Below are 23001 nucleotides of genomic sequence, written 5' to 3'. Positions count from 1 at the left end.
ATCTGAACGGGGCTGGTGGCGGTGGGTTGTTGACTAGTTAATTGACCATCAGTCAGGCGGTCGGTACCATGCTGTTGTCATCGTTTGTCAACTCGATGATCAGCATTTGCCAGCATGACTGGGGCCGTCTGAGCAGGGGTGTGTCATGTCGCTGAGCCAGCGTCCAGGCGCGGTGCGACCGGGGAGCTTCGGCCAGTCCTCGCGTGACGGGGAACCGCGCGCGCAGGCAATCAAGGTGCTGGTCGTCGACCGGCACCCGATCGTCGCGGACGGGCTGCGCGCCTGCTTCGCCCAACACTCCGACATCGAGTTCGCCGGTGCGCTCCAGGACGCCGCGCACATCGTGGACGAGGTGACCGCCCGGCGTCCCGACGTCGTGCTGGTCGATCTCGACCTGGGGGAGGTGGACGGACTGGAGGTGGTCAAGGCGGTGCTGCGCACTCGGCTGCCGATCGTCGCCGTCGTCTTCTCCGACCAGCGTTCCCGGGTCGGCGCGGCCCTGCAGGCGGGCGCCATGGGCTTCGTGCTCAAGTGCGCCACCGGTGAGGAGATCATCTCCGCGATCCGGCAGGCCCGCAGTGGTGTCACGTCGATGTCACCGCAGTTGTCACCGCTGACAGTCACGCCGCTGCCGCGGGCCCAGATACGGTCCGTGTTGTCCGGTCGGGAACTGGATGTGCTGCGACTCGTGGCCGAAGGTCACACCAACGCCGAGATCGGCCGGCGGCTCTTCGTCGCCGAGACCACGGTCAAGACCCACCTCCAGCGGATCTTCGCCAAGCTGCACGTCAGCGACCGGGCCGCGGCGGTGGCCACCGCGCTGGCCACCGGCCTGCTGGTGGCCGGGCCGGACGGCTTCGGCGGGCAGGTCTACTCCTTCCGTCCGCACAACGTCGCGGTCATGCCGCTGCGGCAGCAGGCCGTCGGCGGTTCCTGAGCGACTCGATCAACGCGGTCCCGGCCCGGGTTCAGAACCGGCCGGGCACCGGGATGTGCAGCACGCCGGACTCCGCGCCGTCCAGTACGGCCAGACCGGCTCGCCGCGCGGCCCGGTGCAGGCCAGCGCGCTCGGGCAGGCACCACGCGCTGAGCAGGGTCAGCCCGCGTTCACCCGCGGCGCTCACCAGGCCGCGCAGCAACGCCGAACCCACTCCCCGGTGCTGCCACGCGTCCTCGACCAGCAACGCGATCTCCGCGGTGCCGGGCGTCGGCATGAAGATCAGCTGACCCATGCCGACCACCTGGTCCCCGCCCGGATCGGGCCGTACCGCCAGCAACGCGGCGCCCCGGCGCGGCAACAGCAGCCGGGCCACCCAGCGCGGCGGGATGTGCGGGCCGTCGGCGTGGTACCGGGAGCGCAGGCTCGCGGGTGAACAGCGGGAGTGCATGGCCATGGTCTCCGGCAGGTCCGCGAAGGTGGCCGGCCGGAGGCGCAAGTCGCCGGGCATCTGCATGTGCCCAGCGTGGTCCGGCCGTGTTGCCGGTCCGGTTCACCGCTGTTGCGCCCAGGTGAGTCCTCTCCAGGGCAGTCGATTGGCCGGAACTTCGGGCACACTGGTGTCGTTGAAGCAAACAGAACAGTTCTGTTTGAGGTGGGGGCGCCGAATGCGGTACCAGGTCGCTGTCGAGGGCGGGGCGATCGAGGTGGTGGTACACCGGCCGGTCTGGCTGGGGCCACTGCCCTGTTACCTGCACCTGCCCAGCGGATACGACAGCCAGGGCGAACTGTCCGACCTCGCCACCGAGGCGGGCTGCGCGATCGTCTCCGTCGAGCACCGGCTCGGCAGGGGGCTGCCCTTCCCGGTCGCCCTCGAGGACTGCTACTCGGCGCTGATGTGGTTGCTGGACAACGCCGCGCTGCTGGAACTGGACGCCACCCGGCTCGCCGTCGGTGGCGCGCGCGAAGGCGCCGACCTGGCCGCGGCCCTGCCTTTACTGATCAAGGAACGCGGTGGCCCGGCGATCGGCCTGCAGATCCTGGAGCTGCCCACGCTGACCCCGGACCCGGCCGCCGACCTGGCCGGACTGCCGCCCGCGCTGATCGCGGTCGGCGAGGCGGACGCCGGAAGGGTGGCCGCGGAACGGTATGCCCGGCGGCTCACCAAGGCCGGGGTGCCCAGCACCCTGCACCGGCTCGGCCCGGACTCCTTCGCGGCGCTGCCCTGGCGGATCGAACTGGCGCGAACCTTGCGGGCCGCGCACGTGGCGACCCGGCTGCCCGCCTAGCGAGCGCGGCGGTCCCTGGCGCAGGTCCACAGGCACAGGAACTGCATGCAGATGCCCACCGCGAGCACGATCGCCATGTCGAACGCCTCGGCGCTGGCCGCCAGCATCGCGAACGCGGCTACCAGCACCATGATCAGCGCGAGGGCCTGCGGCCGCAGGTTCCAGGACCGGTGGCGGGCGGGTGCGGGTGGGCGCACGGCGCGCTCGGGCCGGACGGCCGGGCGGGGCGGATGGGTGAACGGCACGGTCGGCACCCGCCGGGCACGTTTCATCGGCTGCCACTGGAGTTCGACACGCACGCGCTGACGTTCCGGGCTCGGCGCGAGCAGGGCGGTACCTTCATCGGGACCGCCGGGGCGGGGTGGCGCTGCGTTCACCGGACCGTCGTTTCCTCAATCACCCTGTGGTTGCGTCAACAAACGTTGTCGCATTGTTGCTTTTTCGGGTTGACTTTAGTGCCTTTGGTCTAGTTGTCGACCCCGAATGTTGGTACTTGACTCTCGAAAGTGCGCTAGGTCACGTTCGGATGGGGTGCGGAATGCGGCGTTGGTTCCTGGTCGCGATGGCGGCGGGACTGGCATTCACGGCTGGTTGTACGGCCAAATCTCCGACCGGGGCGCCACCACCGGCGACCTCCTCGGCGCAGACCCAGCCCGGCGCGGCACCAGCCGACGTGGCGCGGGCCCGCACCGAACTGGGCACGCTGAAGGTGATCGCCTGGGCGCCGATGAAGGGCTACACCCGGGAGCGCTTCAAGCACTGGACGGCTCAGGGCGAGTCCTGTGACACCCGGGAGTTCGTGCTGCGGCGCGAGGGCGAGGACGTCAAGACGGACAAGGCGTGCAAGGTCATCTCCGGCCGCTGGCGCAGTGTCTATGACGACAAGGTGGTCACCGGCCCCGGTGAACTCGACATCGACCACACCGTGCCGCTGGCCAACGCCTGGCGCACCGGCGCGGCGGACTGGACCGACGAGCGTCGTTCGGAGTTCGCCAACGACACCCGCAACCCGCAGCTGATCGCGGTCACCGCGGCGACCAACCGTTCCAAGGGCGACCAGGACCCGTCCCAGTGGAAGCCCCCGGCGACCGGGGTGTGGTGCACGTACGCGGTGCACTGGATCCGGGTGAAGGCGGTCTACGCCCTGGGGATCACCGAGGCGGAACGCGGCGCGCTGAACGACATGCTGGGCAAATGTCCTAAGTAGACATACAGGAAAGCCGCGTTCGTCGCCCCTGCGCGACGAACGCGGCTCTCCCTGGCGCGAGCCCGGTCAGCTAGCTGCTGCCCGTTCCCGCGTTCAGGCGGCGGCGGGCCACCGGCACCAGCACGGCCAGTGCGGCCATGAGTGCCAATGATCCCGCCGCGGAGTACAGGAGGAACTCGCCGAGCGCGCCCCGGTTGAGGAAGCCGCCGAGTACCAGGGCGACCACGGCGCAGACGGCGCGGTCGATGATGGACTCGATGGACAGCAGGGTGGCGCGGTAGGGCGTTTCCGGGATGGCGTCGTTGATGAGCTGGCGCTGGATCGGGAAGGAGAACCCGCCGGCCAGGGCGAAGACGCAGAGCAGGGCGATGGTGCCGGGGATGCCGGCGAACACGGTGCCCGCCAGGGTCAGGGCCATCACGATGGTGATCAGGAAGACGGCCTTGGTGTCGCTGAGGAAGCGGCGCAGGAAGCCGGGGCGCATGGAGCCGAGGGCCTCGAAGGCGGTCATCGCGGCGAGCACCGCGCCGTGTGAGATCACCGGGAGTTGCTTGTCCAGCAGGATGGGCTGGAACAGGTTGACCTGGCAGATGCGGACCAGGGTGAAGATCGCCACGCCCTGCACGATCAGCAGTTGCAGCACGGGTGCGTTGCGCAGCACGGTGAGTGCGCGGCCCATGGTGGCCAACGGGGACAGCTTCGCCGGGTCTTCGGTGTCCACTGTGGAGGGTGCGGGCGGCAGTGCGGGCAGGCGCAGGGCGATGAGCACGGCGATCGCGGAGCTGATCGCGGTGATCCAGTACGGCGAGGGCGTGTTCCAGGCCATCAGCAGGCCGACCATCGGCCAGGCGGCGATCCGGCCGATGAGGCTGTAGAAGCGGGCGCTGCCCTCGGACTGCTTGTACGCCGCGCCGTCGCCGGTGCGCTGCAAATAGGTGTAGAGGTAGGCGCTGGTGGCCACGATGGTCAGCGAGCGGGCCACCGCGATCAGCAGGAAGTGCGCCAGGAAACCCCAGTACGCGGGCGCGGCGACGACCAGCAGGTTGGCGGCGGAGAGGATGGCCGCGCCGGCCAGCATCGAGTTCCGGTAGCCGAGCCGGTCGGAGATCATCCCGGTGGGCACGGCCAGCAGGCAGAACGCCACGTAGTAAATGCTCTGGATGCCCAGGATCTCCGCCGCGGACAGGCCGAACTGTCGTTGGTACTCATAGAAGATCGGCGTCCACAGCAGCAGCGTGAAGAAGAACTGGAAGCCGATGGACAGCCGGATGACCCGCTTGGCGGCGGGGGACACCGGCGTCTTGGACGCGCGCGAAACCAGGACTGGCATGGGTTTTCGCGCTCAGACCGAGTAGGGGCGGAGCTGGAGGATGTGCACGCGTTCGGCGCTGGTGACCCATTCGATGTCCACCGGCGCGGCGAAGGTGTAGTCCGGCGAGAAGTGCGACTGGAGCAGCCGGCCGGCCAGCGCGAGTTTCTGCAGCATGGCCTGGATGCCGGCGGAGAGGTCTTCCTTGGCGTCACCAAGGGACAGTGTGCGGCCGCCGCCCTCGACCGTGCTGTAGAGGTACTGCATCGGCATGACCGTGCCGGAGACGACGTCGGTCACCTCGGGCGAGACGTTGACGTAGACGTTGCGGAAGTCGTTGCGCGCCATGGGGTTGGTCGTGACCAGCACGCCGCCGACCGGGGCGTCCACCTGCTCCTGCACGATCACGCCCATGTAGCAGTCGTCCAGGGAGATCCCGGCCTGCTGGCGCAGGCGCACGCTGCGCGGGGAGACCAGCGAGGCCCAGACCAGCTTGATGCTGTCGAAGATGGCCTCGGCGGTGCTGACGTGGTTGACCGACTCGTAGATGCCCGCGGCGGAGAAACCGTCCAGGTCCTCGGCGTTGGAGGAGCTGCGGACCACGAAGGTGCGCACCCCGCCGAGCTGTTCGACGATCGCGGAGTCGATCTCCTGCCGGATGTCCTCCGGCATGCGGGCGGTGCGGATCAGCTTCTGCAGCGCCAGGCTGAGCGGTTCGGCCTCGGGCACGTCCAGTTCCAGGGCCATCTTGAGCTTGCCGATGGTCTGCTGGATGCGCGGGGAGGACTGCAGGAACCGTTGCTGCACGGCGAAGGGGATGGCGATGCCGCGCGGGATGCGCACGTTGTCCCGCAGGAACTGCCAGGCGGCGCCTGCCAGCTCGTCGTTCTCCGGCACGTCCAGGTTGCGGGCCAGGTAGCTGAGCAGGTTGGGCCGGGGCGGGCGCGGCACCTGGTAGAAGCCGAGCAGCCGGTCCGAGCCGTGGTCCAGCACGTGCCGCAGTTCGCCGAGGTTGGCCGCCTTGGTGCCGTAGCGGTGCCGGTCGCTGGCGCGCAGCTTGTGCATGTCCAGGATCGGCGTGCGCTCGGTCTCCGGCTCCTCCAGGGTGATCTGCTGCGCGCGCCAGGCGGGCGGCGCGACCAGGTCGGCGGGGGCTTCGGCCGGGGTCAGCGAGATCTCGGTGCCGCCGGACTCCACGCGGTACTCGACCCACTGCCCGTCGAGCTTGCCCTCGGCGATGGTCTCCAGCACGCCGAGCTGGATGGCGTTGGGGATCTTCCAGCCGGAGGCGAGCACGTTGGTGTGCGACAACGGGGTGGTGTGTTGCGCGTTGATGATCCCGGCCAGCCGCGGGATGTCGTCGGGCACCCGGTCCATCACGATGATGTCGAACCACTCCAGGGTGTTCGCCGCGGCGGCGTAGTCCTTGTCCGTGGCGAAGGCGCGCAGGCGGCCGGTGGCGGTGCCGGGGTTCAGCGGCACGAACCGGGTGGAGGCGAACAGCTCGTGCGCGGTGACCCTGGGCAGTTCGGCCGGGGGAATGCTGTCCAGGAAGCGTTCCTGGAGGTGGGTGGCCGGCTTGAACACCAGCGGCACCGAGGGGTCGACCCACTCCCGGACGAAGCCGTAGAAGAAGCGGATCATGTCCGCGGACATGGTGTCGACCTCGACCGTCTCCAGGGAGATGAACCGGCGCTCGGCCCCGCCCTCGTGCGCGGTTCGCTTGTGCAGGGCCAGGATGCCGAGGTAGAAGCGGCGGTCCGGGTCGTGGTAGACGCTGTCGTTGAACGAGTTGACGTTGGCGGCCAGCTCGTCGAAGTCCATGCCCAGGATGTCCAGGCCGACGTACTGGACGTGGAACTCGCGGTGGGCGTTGTTGATGAAGTGGATGACGCCCTGCTCGCGGTCGACCACCAGCTTGACGAACGGCTGCCCGGCGAGCATTCCGGAGAGCTGGTCGAAAGCGGCTAGGGACAGCTTCTCGCCGATGATGGCGTGAACCAGATCCGTCTCGGTCGGGGCCGCGGGCACAGTTCCTCGTCTTTCCGGGGGCGTCAGGGCGTGCCGGGTCACGGCAGCGAGAAATCGGGGAGAACAGCCGGAGAAGCTAGCAGGTTCTGACAAACCGGTCAGGTCGGCCGAATGGCCCTGCGGTAGGTCGATCGGGGGACCCCCGGAATCGTCACACCATTCCCGGGATGTGGGAGTCGGCAAGTGCTTTCCGAGGCGGCAACGGGGTCTGGCGGATTCCGGCTCCCAGGGGCTGGGAGGTGGATCAAGAACGCGGTCCGCCCTGTCGGCTGAGTGCCGTTGGCCACAGTGTGGCAGGCAACACCCGTTCAGCCCAACGGGTTCGGAGTGTCCACATCGGATCCTTCGGCCACGTCCTCGCACGGCACCGGCAGCGGTGGGTGGGTTCGGAGGTACTCGCGGGCGCCGGTGTCGCCGATCGCCGCGGCGGCCGCGCCGGCCCAGTGCGCGCGGCCGAACAGCACCGGGTGCCCGCGCCTGCCGTGGAAGGTGGCGGCGGCCAGCGCGGTGGGCGCGGCGTGCGCGCGGACCCGGCGGACGGCTTCGGCGGTGAGGCCGGGCATGTCCACCGGCAGCACGATGACCGCCTCGACGTCGGCGGGCAGCGCGGCGAGTCCGGCGCGCAGCGAGGAGCCCATGCCGGTCGGCCAGTCCGGGTTGTGGATGGGGGTGACGTCGAGGAGGTTGGCGGTGGCCAGGACCTCGTCGGCGGCCGCGCCGAGCACGGCGTAGACGGGGTCGCAGCCGCCGTCGAGCAGCACGGTGGTGGCCAGGTCGAGGAAGAGCACGCCGTCGTGGCGGGCCAGGGCCTTGGGACCGCCGTAGCGGCGGCCCGCTCCGGCGGCGAGCACGAGTCCCGCTACTCGGCTCACGTGGTGCGTTCGGCCAGGTAGAGCATGAAGGCCAGCCAGGCCAGCAGCACGGTGGCGCCGACCAGCAGGGCGCCCACCGAGACCGAGCGGGCCGAGACGGCGCGTTCGGGGCTCTCCGGCAGGTAGAGCACCTGGACCGACTCGCCAACGCTGTGGTCGCCGCGGATCTCGGTGACGTGCTGCTCGCCGCGGCTGTCCTGGTAGGCGACGGTGGCGTAGTGCTCGACCCGCGTCACCCATTCGGGGCCAACCCCTGGATTGCGGTCCTCATAGAGCTGGGTGCGGCTGCTCAACACGGTGGCCGCGGTGTTCACGCCCTGGGTCCGCCAGTGCAGGGTGCGCAGCAGCAGTACCGCCAGCACGATGCTGACCAGCAGGATCAGGGCGCCAGGCAGCCACTCCCAGTGCAGTTCGCCCGGTGTCATGCGTGGCAGCATCGTCGCGGTCGCGCCGCTGGTCAACGGCGTGTGATGACTCCGTGACGGGTTGCATGCCGAGGCGGAATATTTGTCACTCCGGGGACGGGAAGGTGTCCCGGCCCAGTTCGCGCAGCACAGCGGGCAGTTGGGTGGCCGGGCGGACGTGCAGCAGCGCGATGGAGTCGTTCTCACTCAGCCCGTGTGCCTGGAGCACGGCCTTGGCCTGCGCGCCGGAGAGCGCGTTGAACCAGCGCAGTGCCAGGTCGTGCCTGCCTGCGGTGGTGAGCGGGCCGTAGACGCGCAGCCTGCCGACGCCGCCGTCGGGGTGGATGTCCAGCCGGATCTCGGTGACCGGGCGGGGTTCGGGCACCCGGAAGCGGTGGCCGGTGTCGGGCAGCAGCGCCGTCCTGGGCAGCAGCGGCGCCCAGTCGCCGTCCGCGGTGCGGCCGGAGAGGGTGACGGCGCCGGGGGAGTTGCCCTTGTAGTGCAGGGTGCTGACCTCGATCACCCGCGGGATGGCCTCGGCGGTGAGCCGGAGCACCGCCCAGTCGTTGCCGTCGCCGCGGCGACGGGCGGTTTCCCAGCCGTCGCTCATGTACTTGGACTCGCCGGGCTGGAGCATGTTGTCCGGCGGGGAGAAGAAGCCGTCGCTGGCCTGCACGGCGCGGCCGCCGCTGGCGGTGGCGGCCAGGTCCAGCGGCACGCCGACCAGGTCACGCGGGTCGGGCAGGGGTTCGCCGTGCACGCGCAGCCGGGCCACGCCGCCGTCGGGGTGGATGGTCAGCCGGATGTGCGTGATCCGTAAGGAGGTCCGCACGGCGAACTCGTTCTGGGTGTGGCCCTGCAGCGGGCTGCGCGGCACGAGTTCGACCCAGTCGGCGGCGTCGAGTTCGGCCTCGGTGGGGTAGCCGGTCAGGGCCGCGCCGTGCACGGTGGCCTGTTCCGGGTAGTTGCCCTTGAAGAAGCTGGTGTCCACCACGATGGCGCGCGGGATGCCGGGCACGCCGAGCCGGACGATCACCCAGTCCTCGCCGGGCACACCGCGGCGGCGGCGGGTCTCCCAGCCGTCGTACTCCTGGCCCTTGGGGGTGAAGGTGTGCGGGCGGAACACCGGCGGCCCCGGCTTGATCAGGTTCTCCTTCTCGGCGAAGAACTCGTCGTTGGCGGCCAGCACCGAGCCGCCCAGGTTGCGGGCGGCCAGATCGGGCAGAGCGGTGTCCATGGTTCAGCCTCCGTCGCGCCGCAGCAGTGCTCCGTGTGGCCGCGCGCCGATGGTGTTGCCGCGCAACCAGGTCCGGCGGACCACACCGGTCAGCTCCCGCCCCGCGTACGGGGTGATCGGGTGCCGGTGGCGTAGTTCGCCCGGACTCACAGTGAACCGTTCGTCGGCGGCGAAGGCGAGGAGATCGGCGTCACAGCCCACCGCGATCCGGCCCTTGCGGGTCAGTCCGGCCAGTGCGGCGGGGCGGGCGGACATCCAGTCGACCACCTGGGACAGCGGCACGCCGCGGGCTCGGGCGGCGGTCCACAGCACCGGCAGGCCGAGCTGGAGGGAGGACACCCCGCCCCAGGCGATGCCGAAGTCGCCGTCTCCCTTGAACTTCTCCGCCGGGGTGCTGGGCGAGTGGTCGGACACCACGCAGTCCAGGGTGCCGTCGGCGAGTCCCTGCCAGAGCAGGTCCTGGTTGGCGGCCTCGCGGATCGGCGGGCAGCACTTGAACTCGGTGGCGCCCTCGGGCACGGTCTCGGCGGTGAGGGTGAGGTAGTGCGGGCAGGTCTCGGCGGTCAGCCGGACACCCGCCGCCTTGGCTTCAGCCACAATGGACAGTGCCTCGGCCGAGGACAGGTGCAGCACATGGGCTCTGGCGTTCGCCCCGGCGGCCAGGGCGGCCAGGTGGGCGACGGCGGTGTTCTCCACACTGCTTGGCCGGGAGGCCAGGAAGTCCGCGTACCGCCTGCCCGTGGCGGTGGGTGCGGCGGCGAGTTCCTCGCTGTCCTCGGCGTGCACGATGAGCAACGCGTCCAGTGTGGACAGTTGACGCAGGGCCTGGTCGATCTCCGGCCAGGACAGCGGTGGGAACTCGGGCACGCCGGAGTCGACGGTGAAGCACTTGAAGCCGAACACGCCCTCGGCGTGCAGGGCGGGCAGTTCGTGCAGTTTGCCGGGGATCGCGCCGCCCCAGAAGCCGACGTCGACGAAGCAGCTGCCTTGGGCCGCCTGGCGTTTGACGTTGAGGGCCGCGACGTCGACGGTGGGTGGCAGCGAGTTGAGCGGCATGTCGATGATGGTGGTGACGCCGCCTGCCGCGGCCGCCGCGGTCGCGGTGGCGAAGCCCTCCCATTCGGTGCGGCCGGGCTCGTTGACGTGCACGTGCGTGTCGACCAGGCCGGGCAGCAGGGCCACCTCGCCCAGGTCGGTGTCGGTGTGCGCGGGCAGGTCGGCGCCGTGCGCGGCGACCGCCGCGATCCGTCCGTTGTGGACGGCCACGGCGGCCGGTTGTTCGCCGGTGGGCAGGCAGGTTCGCCGGGAGCGCAGTACGAGGTCGTACATGGGTCTCCTACGTGCCGGTGAGGTGCTCGGGGCGAACGGGGACGCGGTCCAGGTCCAGGCCGCTGGCGGCGCGGATGGCGGCGGCGATGGCCGGGGTGACCGAGATGGTCGGCGGTTCGCCGACGCCGCGCAGGCCGTAGGGCGCGTTCGGGTCGGCGAGTTCGAGCACGTCGATCACCATCGGCGGCATGTCCAGGATGGTGGGGATGAGGTAGTCGGTGAAGGAGGGGTTGCGGATCAGGCCGTCCCTGATCTGGATCTCCTCCATCACGGCCAGGCCGAGGCCCTGCGCGCTGCCGCCCTGGATCTGGCCGAGCACCGCCTGCGGGTTCAGCGCCTTGCCCACGTCCTGGGCGCAGGCCAGCTCGACCACCTTGACCAGGCCCAGTTCCAGGTCCACGTCGACCACCGCCCGGTGCGCGGCGAAGGCGTACTGCACGTGCGCGTTCCCCTGTCCGCTCAACGGGTCCAGGGTCTCGGTGGGCCGGTGCCGCCACTCCACGGTCTCCTCGATCACCGCGTCCCCGAGCACCGTGACCAGTTCCTCGGGGCTCAGCGGCCAGCGATCTCCGCTCAGGGCGAGGAGTTTGGCGCGGACGGCCTCGCAGGCGGCCTTGGTCGCGCCGCCGGTGACGTAGCTCTGCCGGGAGGCCGAGGTGGAGCCGGCGCTGCCGATGGAGGTGTCCGCGGGGGCGATGGCGACCTGCTGCACGCCGAGTTCGGTGCGGGCGATCTGGCCGAGCAGGGTGACCAGGCCCTGGCCGACCTCGGCCGCCGCGGTGTGCACCAGCGCCACCGGTTCGCCGCCGATCACCGAGAGCCGGACCCTGGCGGTGGAGTAGTCGTCGAAACCCTCGGAGAAGCAGACGTTCTTCACCCCGACGCCGTAGCCGATCCCGCGTCGCACGCCTTCGCCGTGGGTGGTGTTGGCCGCGCCGCCGGGCAGTTCCAGGATGTCCCGCGCACTGTCCACTGTGGGCAGTGGCTTGGCCTTGACCAGCCGGAGCAGTTCGGCCACCGGGGCGGCGGAGTCGATGACCTGGCCGGTGGGCATCACGCTGCCCTCGGCGACGGCGTTGCGGATGCGCAACTCCACCGGGTCCATCTCCAGCGCCGCGGCGAGTTTGTCCATCTGAGACTCGTAGCCGAAACACGCCTGCACCGCGCCGAAACCGCGCATCGCGCCGCAGGGCGGGTTGTTGGTGTAGACGCCGTAGCCGTCCAGCACCACGTTGGGCACCTCGTACGGGCCGACGCCCAGGGTGGTGGCGTTGGCCACCACGGCGGCGGTGGTGGAGGCGTAGGCGCCGCCGTCCAGGTAGAGCCTGGCCTTGACGTAGACCAGTTTCCCGTCTCTGGTCGCGCCGTGCTCGTAGTGCATCCGGGCCGGGTGCCGGTGCACGTGCCCGAAGAAGCTCTCCTCGCGGCTGTACACCATCTTCACCGGGCGGCCGGTGTGCAGGGCGAGCAGGCAGGCGTGCACCTGCATGGACAGGTCCTCGCGGGCGCCGAACGCGCCGCCCACCCCGGCCAGGGTGATCCGCACCTGATCCGTCGGCAGGCCAAGGGCTTGCGCGACCTGGCCCTGGTCCACGTGCAGCCACTGGGTGGCCACGTACAGCTCGACCCCGCCGTCCTCGGCAGGCACCGCGAGACCGGATTCGGGGCCGAGGAAGGCCTGGTCCTGCATGCCGACGTGGTACACGCCGGAGACCACGACCTCGGCGGTGGCGTCAGGGTCACCGCGCCGGATGGGCACGTGCCGGACCAGGTTCCCGTTGGCGTGCAACGGGTTGTGCTGGGGTTCGTGCGCGGCCAGCTCGCTGTCGGTGACCGGTTCCAGTACCTCGTAGCCGACCGCGATCCGTTCCATGGCACGGCGGGCGGTCTCCGGGTGGTCGGCGGCCACGATGGCGATCGCCTCGCCCTGGTACCGGATCCGGTCCACCGCGAGCACCGGCTGGTCCACGTGTTCCAGCCCGAAAGCGTTGCGGCCGGGCACATCGGTGTGGGTGAGCACCGCGTGCACGCCGGGCACGGCGAGGGCGGCGGCGATGTCCAGGCTGGTGATCCGGGCGTGCGCGTGCGGACTGCGCAGGGTGGCGCCCCAGAGCATGTCCGCGGCCCACAGGTCCGAGGAGTAGGCGAACTCGCCCTTGACCTTCAGGTTGCCGTCGGGCCGCAGCGGGCTCTGACCGATGCCGCCGGTGACGGTGGAGCGGACCTCGCTGGTGGTCACTGGGTCACCTCCAGCCTGGCCTGCAACCGGCGGCTGGCCGAGCGCAGATCCCCGGCCAGCTCGTCCTCGCCCGCGGTGCGCAGTTCGCCGTCGACCACCACACTGCGGCCGCCGACGAGCAGCCGGGCCAGCGGCGGGACGGAGGCGAACACCAGTGCGGCAACGGGATCGGCGATGCCGGCGTGGCCGAGCCCGTCGATCCGCCACACCGCCAGGTCGGCCAGCTTGCCCACCTCGATCGAGCCGATCTCGTTCTCCCGCCCCAGACAGCGCGCCCCGCCCATGGTGCCCAGGTACAGCGACTGGCGGGCGGTCAGCGCGTCCGGGCCGCCGCGCAGCCGGGCCAGGTAGAGCGCCTGACGCAGTTCGTCGCCCAGGCCGCCGCCCTCGTTGGAGGCCGCGCCGTCCGCGCCCAGGCCGACCGGCACGCCGACGCCCATCAGGTCGGTGACCCGGCAGGTGCCCGCGCCGACCCTGGCGTTGGAGCTGGGGCAGTGCGCGACCCCGGTGCCGGTGGCGGCGAGCCGGGCGATGGCCTTGTCGGAGAAGTGGATGCCGTGCGCGAACCACACGTCCTCGCCCAGCCAGCCGAGCGAATCGGCGTACTCCAGGGGCGTGCAGCCCAGCTCCGCCAGGCACTTCTGCTCTTCCTCGACGGTCTCGGCGAGGTGGGTGTGCAGCCGGACGCCCTTGGCCCTGGCCAGTTCCGCGGCCTCGCGCATCAGCCGCTCACTCACCGAGAACGGCGAGCAGGGGCCGACCGCGATCCGGATCTGGGCGTCGAAGGAGGTGTCGTGGTGGGTGTCGATGGCCGCCTCGGTGGCCTCCAGCGCGGCGTCGGTGTCCTCCACGATGTGGTCCGGCGGCAGCCCGCCCGCGGACTCGCCGCGGTCCATGGAGCCGCGTACCGCGTGCAGCCGCACCCCGATCCGGCGGGCCGCGGAGATCACCGCGTCCAGCTGGTCGCCGCCGGTGCGCGGGTAGACGTAGTGGTGGTCGGCGGCGGTGGTGCAGCCGGTGCGGGCCAGCCAGGCCAGTCCGGCGCTGGCCGCGGCATGGGTGACCGAGGCGTCCAGCCGGGCCCAGATCGGGTACAGCTCGACCAGCCAGCCGAACAGGTTCTCCTCCTGGGCGATGCCCCTGGTGGCCCACTGGTAGAGGTGGTGGTGGGTGTTGACCAGGCCGGGGGTGACCAGGCAGCCGTGCGCGTCGATGTGCTCGGTTGGTTGTGCGGACACCGGTGCCGGCCCGGGGCCGACCGCGGTGATGATCCCGTGCTCCACCACCACGTGCCCGTTGGCGTACTCGGTGCCGATACTGTCCACAGTGGACACAGCGGCGTTCTCGATCACGATACGGCTCATCGGGCTTCCTCCCGCCGGGTCGCGGCCAACCGCACCGCGTCCAGGATCTTCTCGTAACCGGTGCAGCGGCACAGGTTCCCGGCCAGTGCCTCGCGGATCTCCGGATCGGTGGGTTTCGCGTTGCGCCGCACCAGGTCGTGCGTTGCCACGATCAGTCCTGGCGTGCAGAACCCGCACTGCACCGCGCCCGCCTCCACGAACGCCTGCTGCACCGGATCCAGGTCGTCGCCGGTGGCCAGGCCCTCCACGGTGCGCACCGCGCGGCCCTCGGCCTGCCCGGCCGCGACCAGGCAGGCGCACACCGGGGTGTCGTCCAGGTACACCGTGCAGGAGCCGCATTCGCCTTGTTCGCAGGCGTTCTTGGAGCCGGGCAGGCCGAGGCGCTCGCGCAGCACGTAGAGCAGGCTCTCGCCCGGCCACACGTCGTCGGCCTGCCGCGGCTCCCCGTTGACGGTGAGGTTCACGCGCATCGTGACCACCTTCCGGAGCGATAGTCCTGCCAGGTCCAGGCCAGCGTGCGGCGGGCGAGCACGGCCAGCGCGTGCCGCCGGTAGGCCGCGCTGCCGCGGACGTCGTCGATGGGGGCGGCCGCGGCCGCGACCAGTTCGCCGAAGCGGATGAGCAGGCTCTCCGGCAACGGTTGTGGCGACTCCCAGGAGAGTTCACCGGCCAGCAGCTCCTCGGCCGCCGGCGCGCGGCGCGGGGTGGGCGCGGCCGAGCCGATGCCGGTGCCCACCGTGCCCCGCGCCGGGTGCAGGGACAGGGCGAAGGAGCAGACCGCGATCACCATCGCGTTGCGCGTGCCGACCTTGGAGAACTGTTGCGGCCCACCGGCCACCGGCAGCCGGACCGCGCGGATCAGCTCGTCGGGGGCCAGTGCGCTGCGCTTGACGCCGAGGAAGAACTCGGTGATCGGGATGGTCCTGGCGCCGCGCACCGAGGCCACCTCGACCACCGCGTCGGCGGCCAGCAGCGGCGGGTGCGCGTCTCCGGCCGGCGAGGCCGAGCCGAGGTTGCCGCCGACCGTGCCCCGGTTGCGGATCTGCGGTGAGCCCACCGTGCGCGAGGCCATCGCCAGTCCTGGCAGCCGCTCGCCGAGTTCGGTGATGATCCGCTGGTAGGGCACGGCAGCGCCCAGCCAGACCGCACCGTCGGTTTCGGACCATTCGGTCAGCTCGGTGATCCGGCCCAGGTCGAGCAGCACCGGCGGGCGGCGGCGATCGAAGTTCAGCTCGACCATCAGGTCGGTGCCGCCGGCGATCGGCGCCGCTGCCGGGTGCTCTGCCTTGAGCGCCAAGGCTTCCGGCCAGCTAGCCGGTCGGAGGAACTCCATCCACCGCCTCCTCCCGCGCCGGTTCGCGCCGGACGCCGTGGTTGAACAACAGGTTGAGCAGGACCGCCGCCAGGCAACCGGCGCTGATGCCGGACTGCATGACGGTCTTGAACCAGACCGGGAACGCCTCGTAGATCCCCGGCACGCCAACGGGGATGAGCCCGATGCCAAGGGACACCGCGACCACGGTGAGATTGTTGTTGCCGCTGAAGGAGACCCTGGACAGCGTGCGCACCCCGCCGGCGGCCACCGTGCCGAACATGGCCACGCCCGCGCCACCCAGTACCGGCAGCGGGATCGCGGCCACCACCGCGCCGAGTGCGGGCACCAGGCCGAGCAGCACCAGGATGCCGCCCGCGGTGGCCACCACCCACCGGCTGCGCACCCCGGTCAGCGCGACCAGGCCGATGTTCTGGCCGAATGCGGTGTAGGGGAAGGTGTTCAGCACGCCACCGAGCACAGTGGACGCTCCGTCCGCGCGCAGCCCGTCGGCCAGCGTGCGCCGGTCCACCGGCTTGTCCACCAGCTCGCCGATGGCCACGATACTGCCGCTGGTCTCGATCATGGTCACCGCCATCACGATCAGCATCGCGGTGATCGCGGACAGCTCGAAGGTGGGCAGTCCGAAGTGGAACGGGGTGCTGATGCCCAGCAGCGGCGCCTGGGTGACGCCGGAGAAGTCGGTGTAGCCCAACGGGATCGCCACCAGGGTGCCGGCCACGATGCCCAGCAGCACGGCGATCCGGGACCACAGCCCTGGCAGGAACCGTTGCGCGGCCAGGATCACCAGCAGCACACCCAGTGCGAGTCCCAGGTTGCGCGGTGCGGCGAACTCCGGCGAGCCAACGCCACCGGCGGCCCAGTTGACCGCGACCGGCAGCAGGGACAGCCCGATCACCAGGATCACCGTGCCGGTGACCACCGGCGGGAAGAACCGCAGCAACCGGCTGAACCAGGGCGCGGCCAGGGTCATGGCCAGCCCGGCCACGATCACCGCGCCGTAGATCGCGGGCAGGCCGCCGCCCTGGGTGCCGATCAGCACCATCGGGCTGACCGCGGCGAAGGTGCAGCCCTGCATCAGCGGCAGCCGCACCCCGAACCGCCACACCCCGACGCACTGGATCAGGGTGGCGATGCCGCAGACCAGCAGGTCGGCGTTGATCAGGTAGGCGATGTCGGCGGCGGGCAGCTTCATCGCCCCGCCCACGATCAGCGGGACGGCGACCGCGCCCGCGTACATCGCCAGCACGTGTTGCAGCCCGAAGGCGAGCAGTCGCCCGGCGGGCAGGACCTCATCGACGGGGTGCGCCGGGCTCCCCGCGGTGCTTCTGGTGCGGAATGGCATGGCTCACCATGCCTCACCCGGTGGCGGCGCGTCCTCCCGCAGCGCCGAACCCTCGATCAGACCGTAGGGCCGGTCCGCGGCGAAGAACACCTCACCGGGGTTGTCCAGCCCGAAGGGCGACAGATCGACCAGGAAATGGTGCTTGTTCGGCAGGGCCAGCCGGATCTCCACGACGTCCGGCTGGCCGGAGAGCACCCGGGAGCCCATCGCGTGCAGGGTCTGCTGCAACGACAGGCTGTGCGTGTCGGCGAAGGCGGCCAGCAGCGCGGCCCTGGCCAGCCGGTGCGACTCGCCCCAGTCCCGCTCGCCGGCGTCGCGGTGCCGCCAGTGCGCGGAGACCGCGGTGGCCAGGATGCGGTCCTTGGCCTCGGGCAGGGTGGTGTACTCGTCCTTGACGTAACCCCAGAACTCCGAGCCGGTGGAGTTGAGCACGGTGAGGTCGGCCAGGCCGGAGACCACCCAGGCGGTGCCGCCGTCGTAGGTGATGGTGGCGGTGCGGGTGCCGTCGCCGGTGCGGTGGAAGGAGTGCGAGGCGGGCTGACCGTCCACAGTGGTCCGTTGCCAGCCGTACTGCTCCAGGCGCACCCTGGCCCGGTGGACGGCGGGCTGGGAGTCCACGAAGTGCCGGGCCAGCCGTAGCCCGAAGTCCTCGATCTCGCCGATGCCGTCGCGGGCGAAGGCGTAGACGGTGTTCTTCTGGCTGTCGGTGGGCAGCACCTTGGCGTTGTCGCCGGTGAGATGGGTGTCCGCGAGGTCGCCCGAGAGGGCCACGCTCACATTCAGATCGGTGATGCGGTGCTCGGCGGCGCCCCGGTCGATCCGCACCAGGCGGACCTCGGCCTTGCCGTACTGGTTCGGGCCCAGGACGATGCCCATCTCAGCTCCCCCGGTAGGTCGAGTAGGCGAACGGGCTCAGCAGCAGCGGCACGTGGTGGTGCTGGCCCACGTCGGCGACCAGGAAGCTGACCACCACCTCCGGGTAGAACACCGGCCGGTCGGTGGCTGCCAGGTACTCCCCGGTGTGGAAGACCAGCCGGTGCGCGCCCTCGGCCACGGGCAGGTCCTTGAGCCTGCCGTCGGCGTCGGTGACGCCCTCGGCGACCTGGGTCCAGACCGCGGCGCGCAGGTGTTCCAGGTGCACCCGGACCCCGGCGGCCGGACGGCCCAGCGCCGCGTCCAGCACGTGCGTGGAGATCGCCATCAACCCACCATCTTGTTCAGTCGCAGGCGCACGATCCCGGCCAGCTCGGCCTTGACCACCTCGCGTTCGGCGTAGGGCTCGTTGCCCAGCCGGTGCCGCAGCGCGGAGAGGATCTCGCCTGCCGACTTGCCGGTCGCGCAGATCAGGAAGACGTGCCCGAACCTGGCCTCGTAACGCTGGTTGCCCTCCACCAGCTGGCGCTGCACATCGGCCTCGACGGTCTTGGCCGCGGCCTGCTCACCGCGGGACCAGCGGGCCTCCTGGGTCTCCCCGGTGGCGCGCTGACCGATCCGCGGGTGCGCGTCCAGGGCCTGCCGGAGCTGGGTCCAGTCGAGGGATTTGAGCGCGTCGGCCGAGGCGGTCTGCAGCGCGCGCAGGTCCCGGTAGGGGCGGGCGGCCAGCACCCTGCGCACCCACACCGGACTCGCGCAGCAGGCGCGCAGCGCTTCGGCGGCCCTGGACTCGGGCAGCTTGTTGAACTCCTCCAGCAACTCCCGGACCCCCGTAACACGGTGCTCACCAGGTGGTGTCGGCCAGTACACCCAGGTTGGCCCGGCTTCGACTAGGTATGAGAAGCATGAAAACGCCGTCTTGTGCGGGCCGCTCTTTTGTGGCTTCCTCCAATGCGGTGGTGAAGTCAGTGGAGGCGACGCGGATGCGGTTGCGCACGGTGCTGGCGGTTTCGGAGCTGAAGCTGGTCCTGCTGACCGGCGGCGAGCACCTGGACCGGCCGGTGCGCTGGGTGTACACCACCGACCAGCGCGACCCGAGCCGGTATCTCTCCGGTGGGGAGCTGGTGCTCACCGGCATGGTCTGGCGGCGCGGCCCGGCGGACGCGGAGGCGTTCGTCTCGGCCATCGCCGCGGCCGGGGTGGCCGGACTGGCCGCGGGCGACGCCGAGTTCGGCTCGGTGCCGGTGGACCTGATCGAGGCGTGCGCACGGCACGGGGTGCCGCTGTTCGAGGTGCCGATCGACGTCTCCTTCGCCACCATCACCGAGCGGATCGTGCTCACCCTGGCCAACGACCGGTCGGACGGCGCGGCCCTCGCACTGGACCGGCACCGCCGCCTGGTCGAGGCGGTGGCCGACGGCGCGGGCCTCACGACGTTGCTGGAACTCGGCTCGACCGGCATCGGCGCGCATTGCTGGGTGCTCTCCCCGACCGGTCGGGTGGTAGCGGGAAGTAGTCGCCCACCTTCACCCGCCCGACGGGAACTATTGGTCCGCCAGTTCCTGCAGGCCGACCGGCTGCCGCGCACGGTCCGGCACCGGGACAGTTCGCCCTGCACGCTGCTGCCGGTGCCCGGTCGCGGCGGGCAGCGGATGGCGAGCTGGTTCCTGGTGGTCGACGGGGATCAGGAGCAGTGGGACGCCGGGCAGCGGGAGGTGGCCGGGGAGCTGGCCACGCTGGTGTCGCTGGATCGGACCCGGCTGGAGGAGCGGCGGCGGGTGGAGAACCGCGCGTTCGCGCCGCTGTTGCACGCGATCACGGCCGGGCGGGCCGGGCCGGGGGAGATCGAGTCCCGGTTGGCGGCGGCCGGGCTGGCACCTGGGGATCCGGTGTGTGTTCTTTTCGCCGCGACCGTGGGCGGTGGGCCTGGGCTGGCCGCGCTGGTGCTGGGGGAGCTGGCGGCTGAGCGGGCCAATCGGGTGCTGTTGGGCACGATCGGGGAACAGGCGTGCGCGGTGCTGTCGGGGAGTGCGGAGAAGCTGACCGTGGCGCTGCGGGAGTTGCGGGCGGCGGTGGAGATCGTCGAGCCGGGGCTGGGGTCGGCCCGGCTGGTGATCGGGATCAGTGGGATCACGGGTGCGGCCGGGCTGGCGGGGGCGGTGGAGGAGGCGCGGCACGCGCGGACGCTGGCCGAGCACCGGGACGGGCGGACCGCGGTGGTGGCGGCCGAGGAGATCGCCTCGCATTTGTTGTTGCTGGCCACCGTGCCGGAGGAGTTGCGGCGGTCGTTCGCGGATCGGTTGCTCGGGTCGCTGCGGGCCTACGACGCGGAACACGGGTCTGATCTGCTGGCCACGTTGCGGGTGTTCCTGGAGTGCTCGGGCTCGCCGACCAAGACCGCGGCGAAGCTGCATGTGCACGTGAACACGTTGCGGTACCGGATCGCGCGGATCGAGGAGCTGACGGGGCGCGATCTGGGGTCGTTCCCCGATCGGGTGGATCTTTACCTCGGGCTGAACCTTTCGCCTGGCTGACGCCCGGTCGTGGTCGGCTGGGTGGGCGAAATCCGGCCTGTCCAAGATCACTCCGGTTGGGTTCTGTGGCACTGTCGGAGGCATGACTCCCACGTCGGTTCTGAGTCCGCAGGGGGATGCCTTCGACGCCGCGGTGGAGACGTTGGCGGTGGCGTTCCTTGATGATCCGCTGGTGGCCTGGCTGTTTCCGGAACCTACGGGGAGGTTGCGGTTCCAGCGGGGGTTCATCCGGTTCTTGCTGGCCACCGGTGAGGCTGAGCTGGATACCACGGGGGATGGGGCGGCGGTCGCGTTGTGGTTGCGGGTGGAGGCGAATGGGGAGTTCGCTGGGCTTACCGAGGGGGAGTTGGTGGCGCTGCGGGAGGCTTTCGGGGGTGCGGCGGAGCGGTTGACCTTGGTGGGTGGGGAGTTCAGTCGGCGGCATCCTCGGGGGGAGCGGCATTTGTATCTGGCGTTGCTGGGGGTGTTGCCGGAGGCTCGGGGGCGGGGGCATGGGGGGCGGTTGTTGGGGCATCGGGTGGTGGGGGCTGAATTGCCGGTTTATTTGGAGGCTACTACCGGGCGTAGTGCCGGGTTGTTTGGGCGGTATGGCTTTGGGGCTTTGGGGGAGGCTATTCATTTGCCGGGTGGGCCTTCGTGCTTGCCTATGTGGCGGCCGGTGGGTTGATCTTCAGTTAGGGAGATCAAGATCAAGGGCGTCCTCGCCGGACGGGCAGAAATCAAAGGATGGGGGAACCGCTCGGGGAGTGTTGAAAAGCCACCCCGTCTGCTTGTGTTCGGGCTTCGCCCGGTCGCGGCGCGTCCTCACCGCCTAGCCGCATCGTTCCCGGGCTTCGCCCGCCTGCCACCAACGCCCACCGCTCCGGGCTCCGCCCGCCCACCAGGCCGCATCCCCGTCCCACAACGGCCAACGTGGTGTCCCACAACGGCCAACACCCTGTACCAGAACGGCCAACACTCGGTACGACAACGGCCAACACGCGGGCTGAGGTTTCAAGCTCTCGGCGTGTTGGCCGTTCTGGGACGGTGTGTTGGCCGTTGTTGTACGGGGTGTTGGCCGTTGTGGGCGGGGTCACGGGGGGTGGGTGTCGCAGATTGGTGGGGTGGGGTGTCTTGGCTGGTATGGACATCTTGCGGCGTTGTGCGGTTCCGGTGTTGTGGCTGGCTTTGGTTGTGCAGGTTGGGTGGGTTTTGCTTAATGAGTTTGTTTTGGGTCGGTCGCCGGGGCTGGGGTGGCTGGGGGTTGTCGCTTTGGTGAGTATGGGGGCTTTGGGGGTGGTTCGGCGGGGGGCTGCTGTCGAGTGGGTGGAGTTGGTGGCTCGGATCGTGGTTGCGGCGCAGTTTTTGAATGCGGTTGCGGATCGGTTTGGGGTTTGGGGGCCGCCGGGGACTGGTGGGGTGGCTTGGGGGAATTATGACAGTTTTGTTGGGTTTACTCGGCAGATTTCTTTGTTTTTGCCGGAGTGGACTGCGCCTGTTTTGGCGCATGCGGCCACGGTGGGGGAATTGGTGTTGGGGGTTGGGTTGTTGGTGGGGGTTTGGGTTCGGTGGGTGGCATTGGGGGCGGGGGTCTTGTTGGTTTCGTTTGGGGTTTCTATGAGTATTAGTTTGCCGCCTGAGCAGCAGTTCTCTTACAGCGTGTTCTTGTTGGCTTCGGGGATGTTTGTGGTGGCTTCGGGGGTCAGGCGGGGAAGTCGTAGTGGACTTGGGTGAGGGTTTCGGAGCGGGACCAGAGGGTGTGGCCGACTTCCTGTCCGGTGGTTTCCGGGGGGAGGGGGACCTGGCCGGGGGTGCCGCGGAGTTCTCGGCGGCCGGTGGGGGCGAAGAACTGGCCGGGGCGTACTTCGGGGCTGGTGGCCGCGTAGAGGGAGGGGAGGGCTGCTTCGGCTGGGGACTGGCCGAGCAGGGGTTCGAGTAGGGCGTTGGCGAGGGCTTGGATCAGGCGGGGGGTGTGGCGTTGCAGGCCGGTCATGCTGGTGCCGGGGTGGACTGAGACCGAGGTCAGGGGGGTTTTGGTGGCTCGGCGGGCTAGTTCGTTGGCGAAGACGACGTTGGCGTATTTGCTTTTCGTGTAGGCCGCCATGGGGCGGTAGGTCTGTTCGCTGTTCGGGTCGGTGAGGGTGGTGCCGGGGGTGCGGGCCACGGCGGCGCTCACCGTCACCACCCTGGGCTTGGGGGCGGCCAGCAGCAGGGGGAGTAGGCGGCCGGTCAGGGCGAAGTGGCCTAGGTGGTTGGTGCCGAAGGTCAGCTCGAAGCCGTCGTGGGTGCGGCGGCGGTCGGGTACGGCCATCACGCCGGCGTTGTTGATCAGGAGGTCGAGGGGGCGGCCTTGGGTGAGCAGGTCTGCGGCGGCGTCCTTGATCGAGGCCAGGTTGGCCAGGTCCAGGGGGAGTAGTTGGAGTTTGGCGTTGGGGGTGGTGGTGCGGATGTCTGCGGCGGCGGTGGTGAGTTTGGTGTGGTCGCGGCCCGCGAGGATGACGGTGGCGCCCGCGGTGGCCAGGGCTCGGGCGGTTTCCAGGCCGATGCCGCTGTTGGCGCCGGTCACCAGGGCTCGGCGGCCGTGTTGGGTGGGGACGGGCCAGGTGGTGGGGTTCTTCTTGGGCATGAGGGCTCCGGGTAGGTAACTGAATGGTTGTTCACTTGGTGAGGATGACGGTAGGAGGGGCTTGTCGGCGTTGTCAAGTGAACGTTCATTTAG

General features: G+C 70.4%; 22 protein-coding genes. 5 read left to right on the top strand and 17 right to left on the bottom strand.

The window, feature by feature from the left end; all coding sequences use genetic code 11:
• Window positions 1-145 precede the first annotated feature (145 nt).
• Complete coding sequence (locus HNR67_RS39010; RefSeq protein ID WP_185008363.1) at window positions 146-937, top strand: response regulator; 792 nt, start codon at window positions 146-148, stop codon at window positions 935-937.
• 31 nt (window positions 938-968) lie between these two features.
• Here the strand turns inward: HNR67_RS39010 and HNR67_RS39005 are convergent, their stop codons facing one another.
• Complete coding sequence (locus HNR67_RS39005; protein WP_185008361.1) at window positions 969-1454, bottom strand: GNAT family N-acetyltransferase; 486 nt, start codon at window positions 1452-1454, stop codon at window positions 969-971.
• A 151-nt stretch (window positions 1455-1605) separates the two neighbouring features.
• Here HNR67_RS39005 and HNR67_RS39000 point away from each other — a divergent pair, with 151 nt between their 5' ends.
• Entirely contained in the window at window positions 1606-2226 is a 621-nt protein-coding gene (locus HNR67_RS39000) for an alpha/beta hydrolase (RefSeq protein ID WP_185008359.1), read from the top strand.
• Here the strand turns inward: HNR67_RS39000 and HNR67_RS38995 are convergent.
• Window positions 2223-2525 (bottom strand): hypothetical protein, encoded by a 303-nt coding sequence (locus tag HNR67_RS38995; protein ID WP_185008357.1) that lies wholly within the window; start codon window positions 2523-2525, stop codon window positions 2223-2225. The two genes, HNR67_RS39000 and HNR67_RS38995, sit on opposite strands and share 4 nt — an antisense overlap.
• A gap of 239 nt (window positions 2526-2764) precedes the next feature.
• Between HNR67_RS38995 and HNR67_RS38990 the strand changes: the two genes are divergently transcribed.
• The gene (locus tag HNR67_RS38990; RefSeq protein WP_185008355.1) at window positions 2765-3433 is read left to right on the top strand and encodes an HNH endonuclease family protein; all 669 of its coding nucleotides are present in this window, start codon (window positions 2765-2767) and stop codon (window positions 3431-3433) included.
• Window positions 3434-3503: 70 nt separating this feature from the next.
• On the opposite strand, the gene HNR67_RS38985 is transcribed toward HNR67_RS38990, so the two are convergent.
• The 14 genes from HNR67_RS38985 to uraD form a co-directional block, all read right to left on the bottom strand.
• Window positions 3504-4763: an MFS transporter gene (locus HNR67_RS38985; RefSeq protein WP_185008353.1), complete on the bottom strand. Its 1260-nt coding sequence runs from the start codon at window positions 4761-4763 to the stop codon at window positions 3504-3506.
• A gap of 12 nt (window positions 4764-4775) precedes the next feature.
• Window positions 4776-6773: a PEP/pyruvate-binding domain-containing protein gene (locus HNR67_RS38980; RefSeq protein ID WP_312989102.1), complete on the bottom strand. Its 1998-nt coding sequence runs from the start codon at window positions 6771-6773 to the stop codon at window positions 4776-4778.
• Window positions 6774-7081: 308 nt separating this feature from the next.
• Complete coding sequence (locus HNR67_RS45385) at window positions 7082-7645, bottom strand: nucleotidyltransferase family protein (RefSeq protein WP_312989100.1); 564 nt, start codon at window positions 7643-7645, stop codon at window positions 7082-7084.
• The gene (locus HNR67_RS45380; protein ID WP_246492695.1) at window positions 7642-8070 is read right to left on the bottom strand and encodes a DUF3592 domain-containing protein; all 429 of its coding nucleotides are present in this window, start codon (window positions 8068-8070) and stop codon (window positions 7642-7644) included. Before HNR67_RS45380 ends, HNR67_RS45385 begins: the two co-directional genes overlap by 4 nt.
• Before the next feature lie 85 nt (window positions 8071-8155).
• Complete coding sequence (alc, locus tag HNR67_RS38970; protein WP_185008348.1) at window positions 8156-9286, bottom strand: allantoicase; 1131 nt, start codon at window positions 9284-9286, stop codon at window positions 8156-8158.
• 3 nt (window positions 9287-9289) lie between these two features.
• Window positions 9290-10615, bottom strand: a complete 1326-nt coding sequence (gene allB / locus HNR67_RS38965; RefSeq protein WP_185008347.1) for an allantoinase AllB — start codon at window positions 10613-10615, stop codon at window positions 9290-9292.
• A gap of 7 nt (window positions 10616-10622) precedes the next feature.
• Complete coding sequence (locus tag HNR67_RS38960; protein ID WP_185008345.1) at window positions 10623-12854, bottom strand: molybdopterin cofactor-binding domain-containing protein; 2232 nt, start codon at window positions 12852-12854, stop codon at window positions 10623-10625.
• Window positions 12851-14218, bottom strand: coding sequence for an 8-oxoguanine deaminase (locus tag HNR67_RS38955; protein ID WP_185008343.1), 1368 nt, complete (start codon window positions 14216-14218; stop codon window positions 12851-12853). The genes HNR67_RS38960 and HNR67_RS38955 overlap by 4 nt, the downstream gene beginning before the upstream one ends.
• A complete protein-coding gene (locus HNR67_RS38950) occupies window positions 14215-14688 on the bottom strand; it encodes a (2Fe-2S)-binding protein (protein ID WP_185008341.1) in 474 nt (157 codons plus the stop codon). Before HNR67_RS38950 ends, HNR67_RS38955 begins: the two co-directional genes overlap by 4 nt.
• Window positions 14679-15551 carry an FAD binding domain-containing protein gene (locus tag HNR67_RS38945; protein ID WP_185008339.1) on the bottom strand — a complete coding sequence of 291 codons (873 nt, stop codon included), beginning with the start codon at window positions 15549-15551 and terminating at the stop codon, window positions 14679-14681. The genes HNR67_RS38950 and HNR67_RS38945 overlap by 10 nt, the downstream gene beginning before the upstream one ends.
• A complete protein-coding gene (locus HNR67_RS38940) occupies window positions 15529-16896 on the bottom strand; it encodes a nucleobase:cation symporter-2 family protein (RefSeq protein ID WP_185008337.1) in 1368 nt (455 codons plus the stop codon). Before HNR67_RS38940 ends, HNR67_RS38945 begins: the two co-directional genes overlap by 23 nt.
• A gap of 3 nt (window positions 16897-16899) precedes the next feature.
• The gene (gene pucL / locus HNR67_RS38935; RefSeq protein WP_185008335.1) at window positions 16900-17772 is read right to left on the bottom strand and encodes a factor-independent urate hydroxylase; all 873 of its coding nucleotides are present in this window, start codon (window positions 17770-17772) and stop codon (window positions 16900-16902) included.
• Between the two features lies 1 nt (window position 17773).
• The gene (gene uraH / locus HNR67_RS38930; protein WP_221490200.1) at window positions 17774-18100 is read right to left on the bottom strand and encodes a hydroxyisourate hydrolase; all 327 of its coding nucleotides are present in this window, start codon (window positions 18098-18100) and stop codon (window positions 17774-17776) included.
• Entirely contained in the window at window positions 18097-18588 is a 492-nt protein-coding gene (gene uraD, locus HNR67_RS38925; protein WP_221490199.1) for a 2-oxo-4-hydroxy-4-carboxy-5-ureidoimidazoline decarboxylase, read from the bottom strand. Before uraD ends, uraH begins: the two co-directional genes overlap by 4 nt.
• 140 nt (window positions 18589-18728) lie before the next feature.
• On the opposite strand from uraD, the gene HNR67_RS38920 reads away from it, so the two are divergent.
• Entirely contained in the window at window positions 18729-20303 is a 1575-nt protein-coding gene (locus tag HNR67_RS38920; RefSeq protein ID WP_312989091.1) for a PucR family transcriptional regulator, read from the top strand.
• 1122 nt (window positions 20304-21425) lie between these two features.
• The gene (locus tag HNR67_RS46815) at window positions 21426-22016 is read left to right on the top strand and encodes a DoxX family membrane protein (RefSeq protein WP_185008330.1); all 591 of its coding nucleotides are present in this window, start codon (window positions 21426-21428) and stop codon (window positions 22014-22016) included.
• Here the strand turns inward: HNR67_RS46815 and HNR67_RS38910 are convergent.
• The gene (locus tag HNR67_RS38910; RefSeq protein WP_185008328.1) at window positions 21985-22908 is read right to left on the bottom strand and encodes an oxidoreductase; all 924 of its coding nucleotides are present in this window, start codon (window positions 22906-22908) and stop codon (window positions 21985-21987) included. The two genes, HNR67_RS46815 and HNR67_RS38910, sit on opposite strands and share 32 nt — an antisense overlap.
• Window positions 22909-23001: the final 93 nt, after the last annotated feature.

Origin of the sequence: Crossiella cryophila (genome assembly GCF_014204915.1) — a bacterium.
Lineage (GTDB): Bacteria > Actinomycetota > Actinomycetes > Mycobacteriales > Pseudonocardiaceae > Crossiella > Crossiella cryophila.
Note: the sequence above shows the minus strand (reverse complement) of the source record. Positions and strands in the feature narration are given on the sequence as shown.

Bases quoted from the DNA above. Each gene is read 5' to 3' on its own strand.
- HNR67_RS39010 (WP_185008363.1), top strand. From the start codon at position 146: ATGTCGCTGAGCCAGCGTCCAGGCGCGGTGCGACCGGGGAGCTTCGGC.
- HNR67_RS39005 (WP_185008361.1), bottom strand. From the start codon at position 1,454: ATGCAGATGCCCGGCGACTTGCGCCTCCGGCCGGCCACCTTCGCGGAC.
- HNR67_RS39000 (WP_185008359.1), top strand. From the start codon at position 1,606: ATGCGGTACCAGGTCGCTGTCGAGGGCGGGGCGATCGAGGTGGTGGTA.
- HNR67_RS38990 (WP_185008355.1), top strand. From the start codon at position 2,765: ATGCGGCGTTGGTTCCTGGTCGCGATGGCGGCGGGACTGGCATTCACG.
- HNR67_RS38985 (WP_185008353.1), bottom strand. From the start codon at position 4,763: ATGCCAGTCCTGGTTTCGCGCGCGTCCAAGACGCCGGTGTCCCCCGCC.
- HNR67_RS45380 (WP_246492695.1), bottom strand. From the start codon at position 8,070: ATGACACCGGGCGAACTGCACTGGGAGTGGCTGCCTGGCGCCCTGATC.
- alc (WP_185008348.1), bottom strand. From the start codon at position 9,286: ATGGACACCGCTCTGCCCGATCTGGCCGCCCGCAACCTGGGCGGCTCG.
- allB (WP_185008347.1), bottom strand. From the start codon at position 10,615: ATGTACGACCTCGTACTGCGCTCCCGGCGAACCTGCCTGCCCACCGGC.
- HNR67_RS38955 (WP_185008343.1), bottom strand. From the start codon at position 14,218: ATGAGCCGTATCGTGATCGAGAACGCCGCTGTGTCCACTGTGGACAGT.
- HNR67_RS38950 (WP_185008341.1), bottom strand. From the start codon at position 14,688: ATGCGCGTGAACCTCACCGTCAACGGGGAGCCGCGGCAGGCCGACGAC.
- HNR67_RS38945 (WP_185008339.1), bottom strand. From the start codon at position 15,551: ATGGAGTTCCTCCGACCGGCTAGCTGGCCGGAAGCCTTGGCGCTCAAG.
- HNR67_RS38940 (WP_185008337.1), bottom strand. From the start codon at position 16,896: ATGCCATTCCGCACCAGAAGCACCGCGGGGAGCCCGGCGCACCCCGTC.
- pucL (WP_185008335.1), bottom strand. From the start codon at position 17,772: ATGGGCATCGTCCTGGGCCCGAACCAGTACGGCAAGGCCGAGGTCCGC.
- HNR67_RS46815 (WP_185008330.1), top strand. From the start codon at position 21,426: ATGGACATCTTGCGGCGTTGTGCGGTTCCGGTGTTGTGGCTGGCTTTG.
- HNR67_RS38910 (WP_185008328.1), bottom strand. From the start codon at position 22,908: ATGCCCAAGAAGAACCCCACCACCTGGCCCGTCCCCACCCAACACGGC.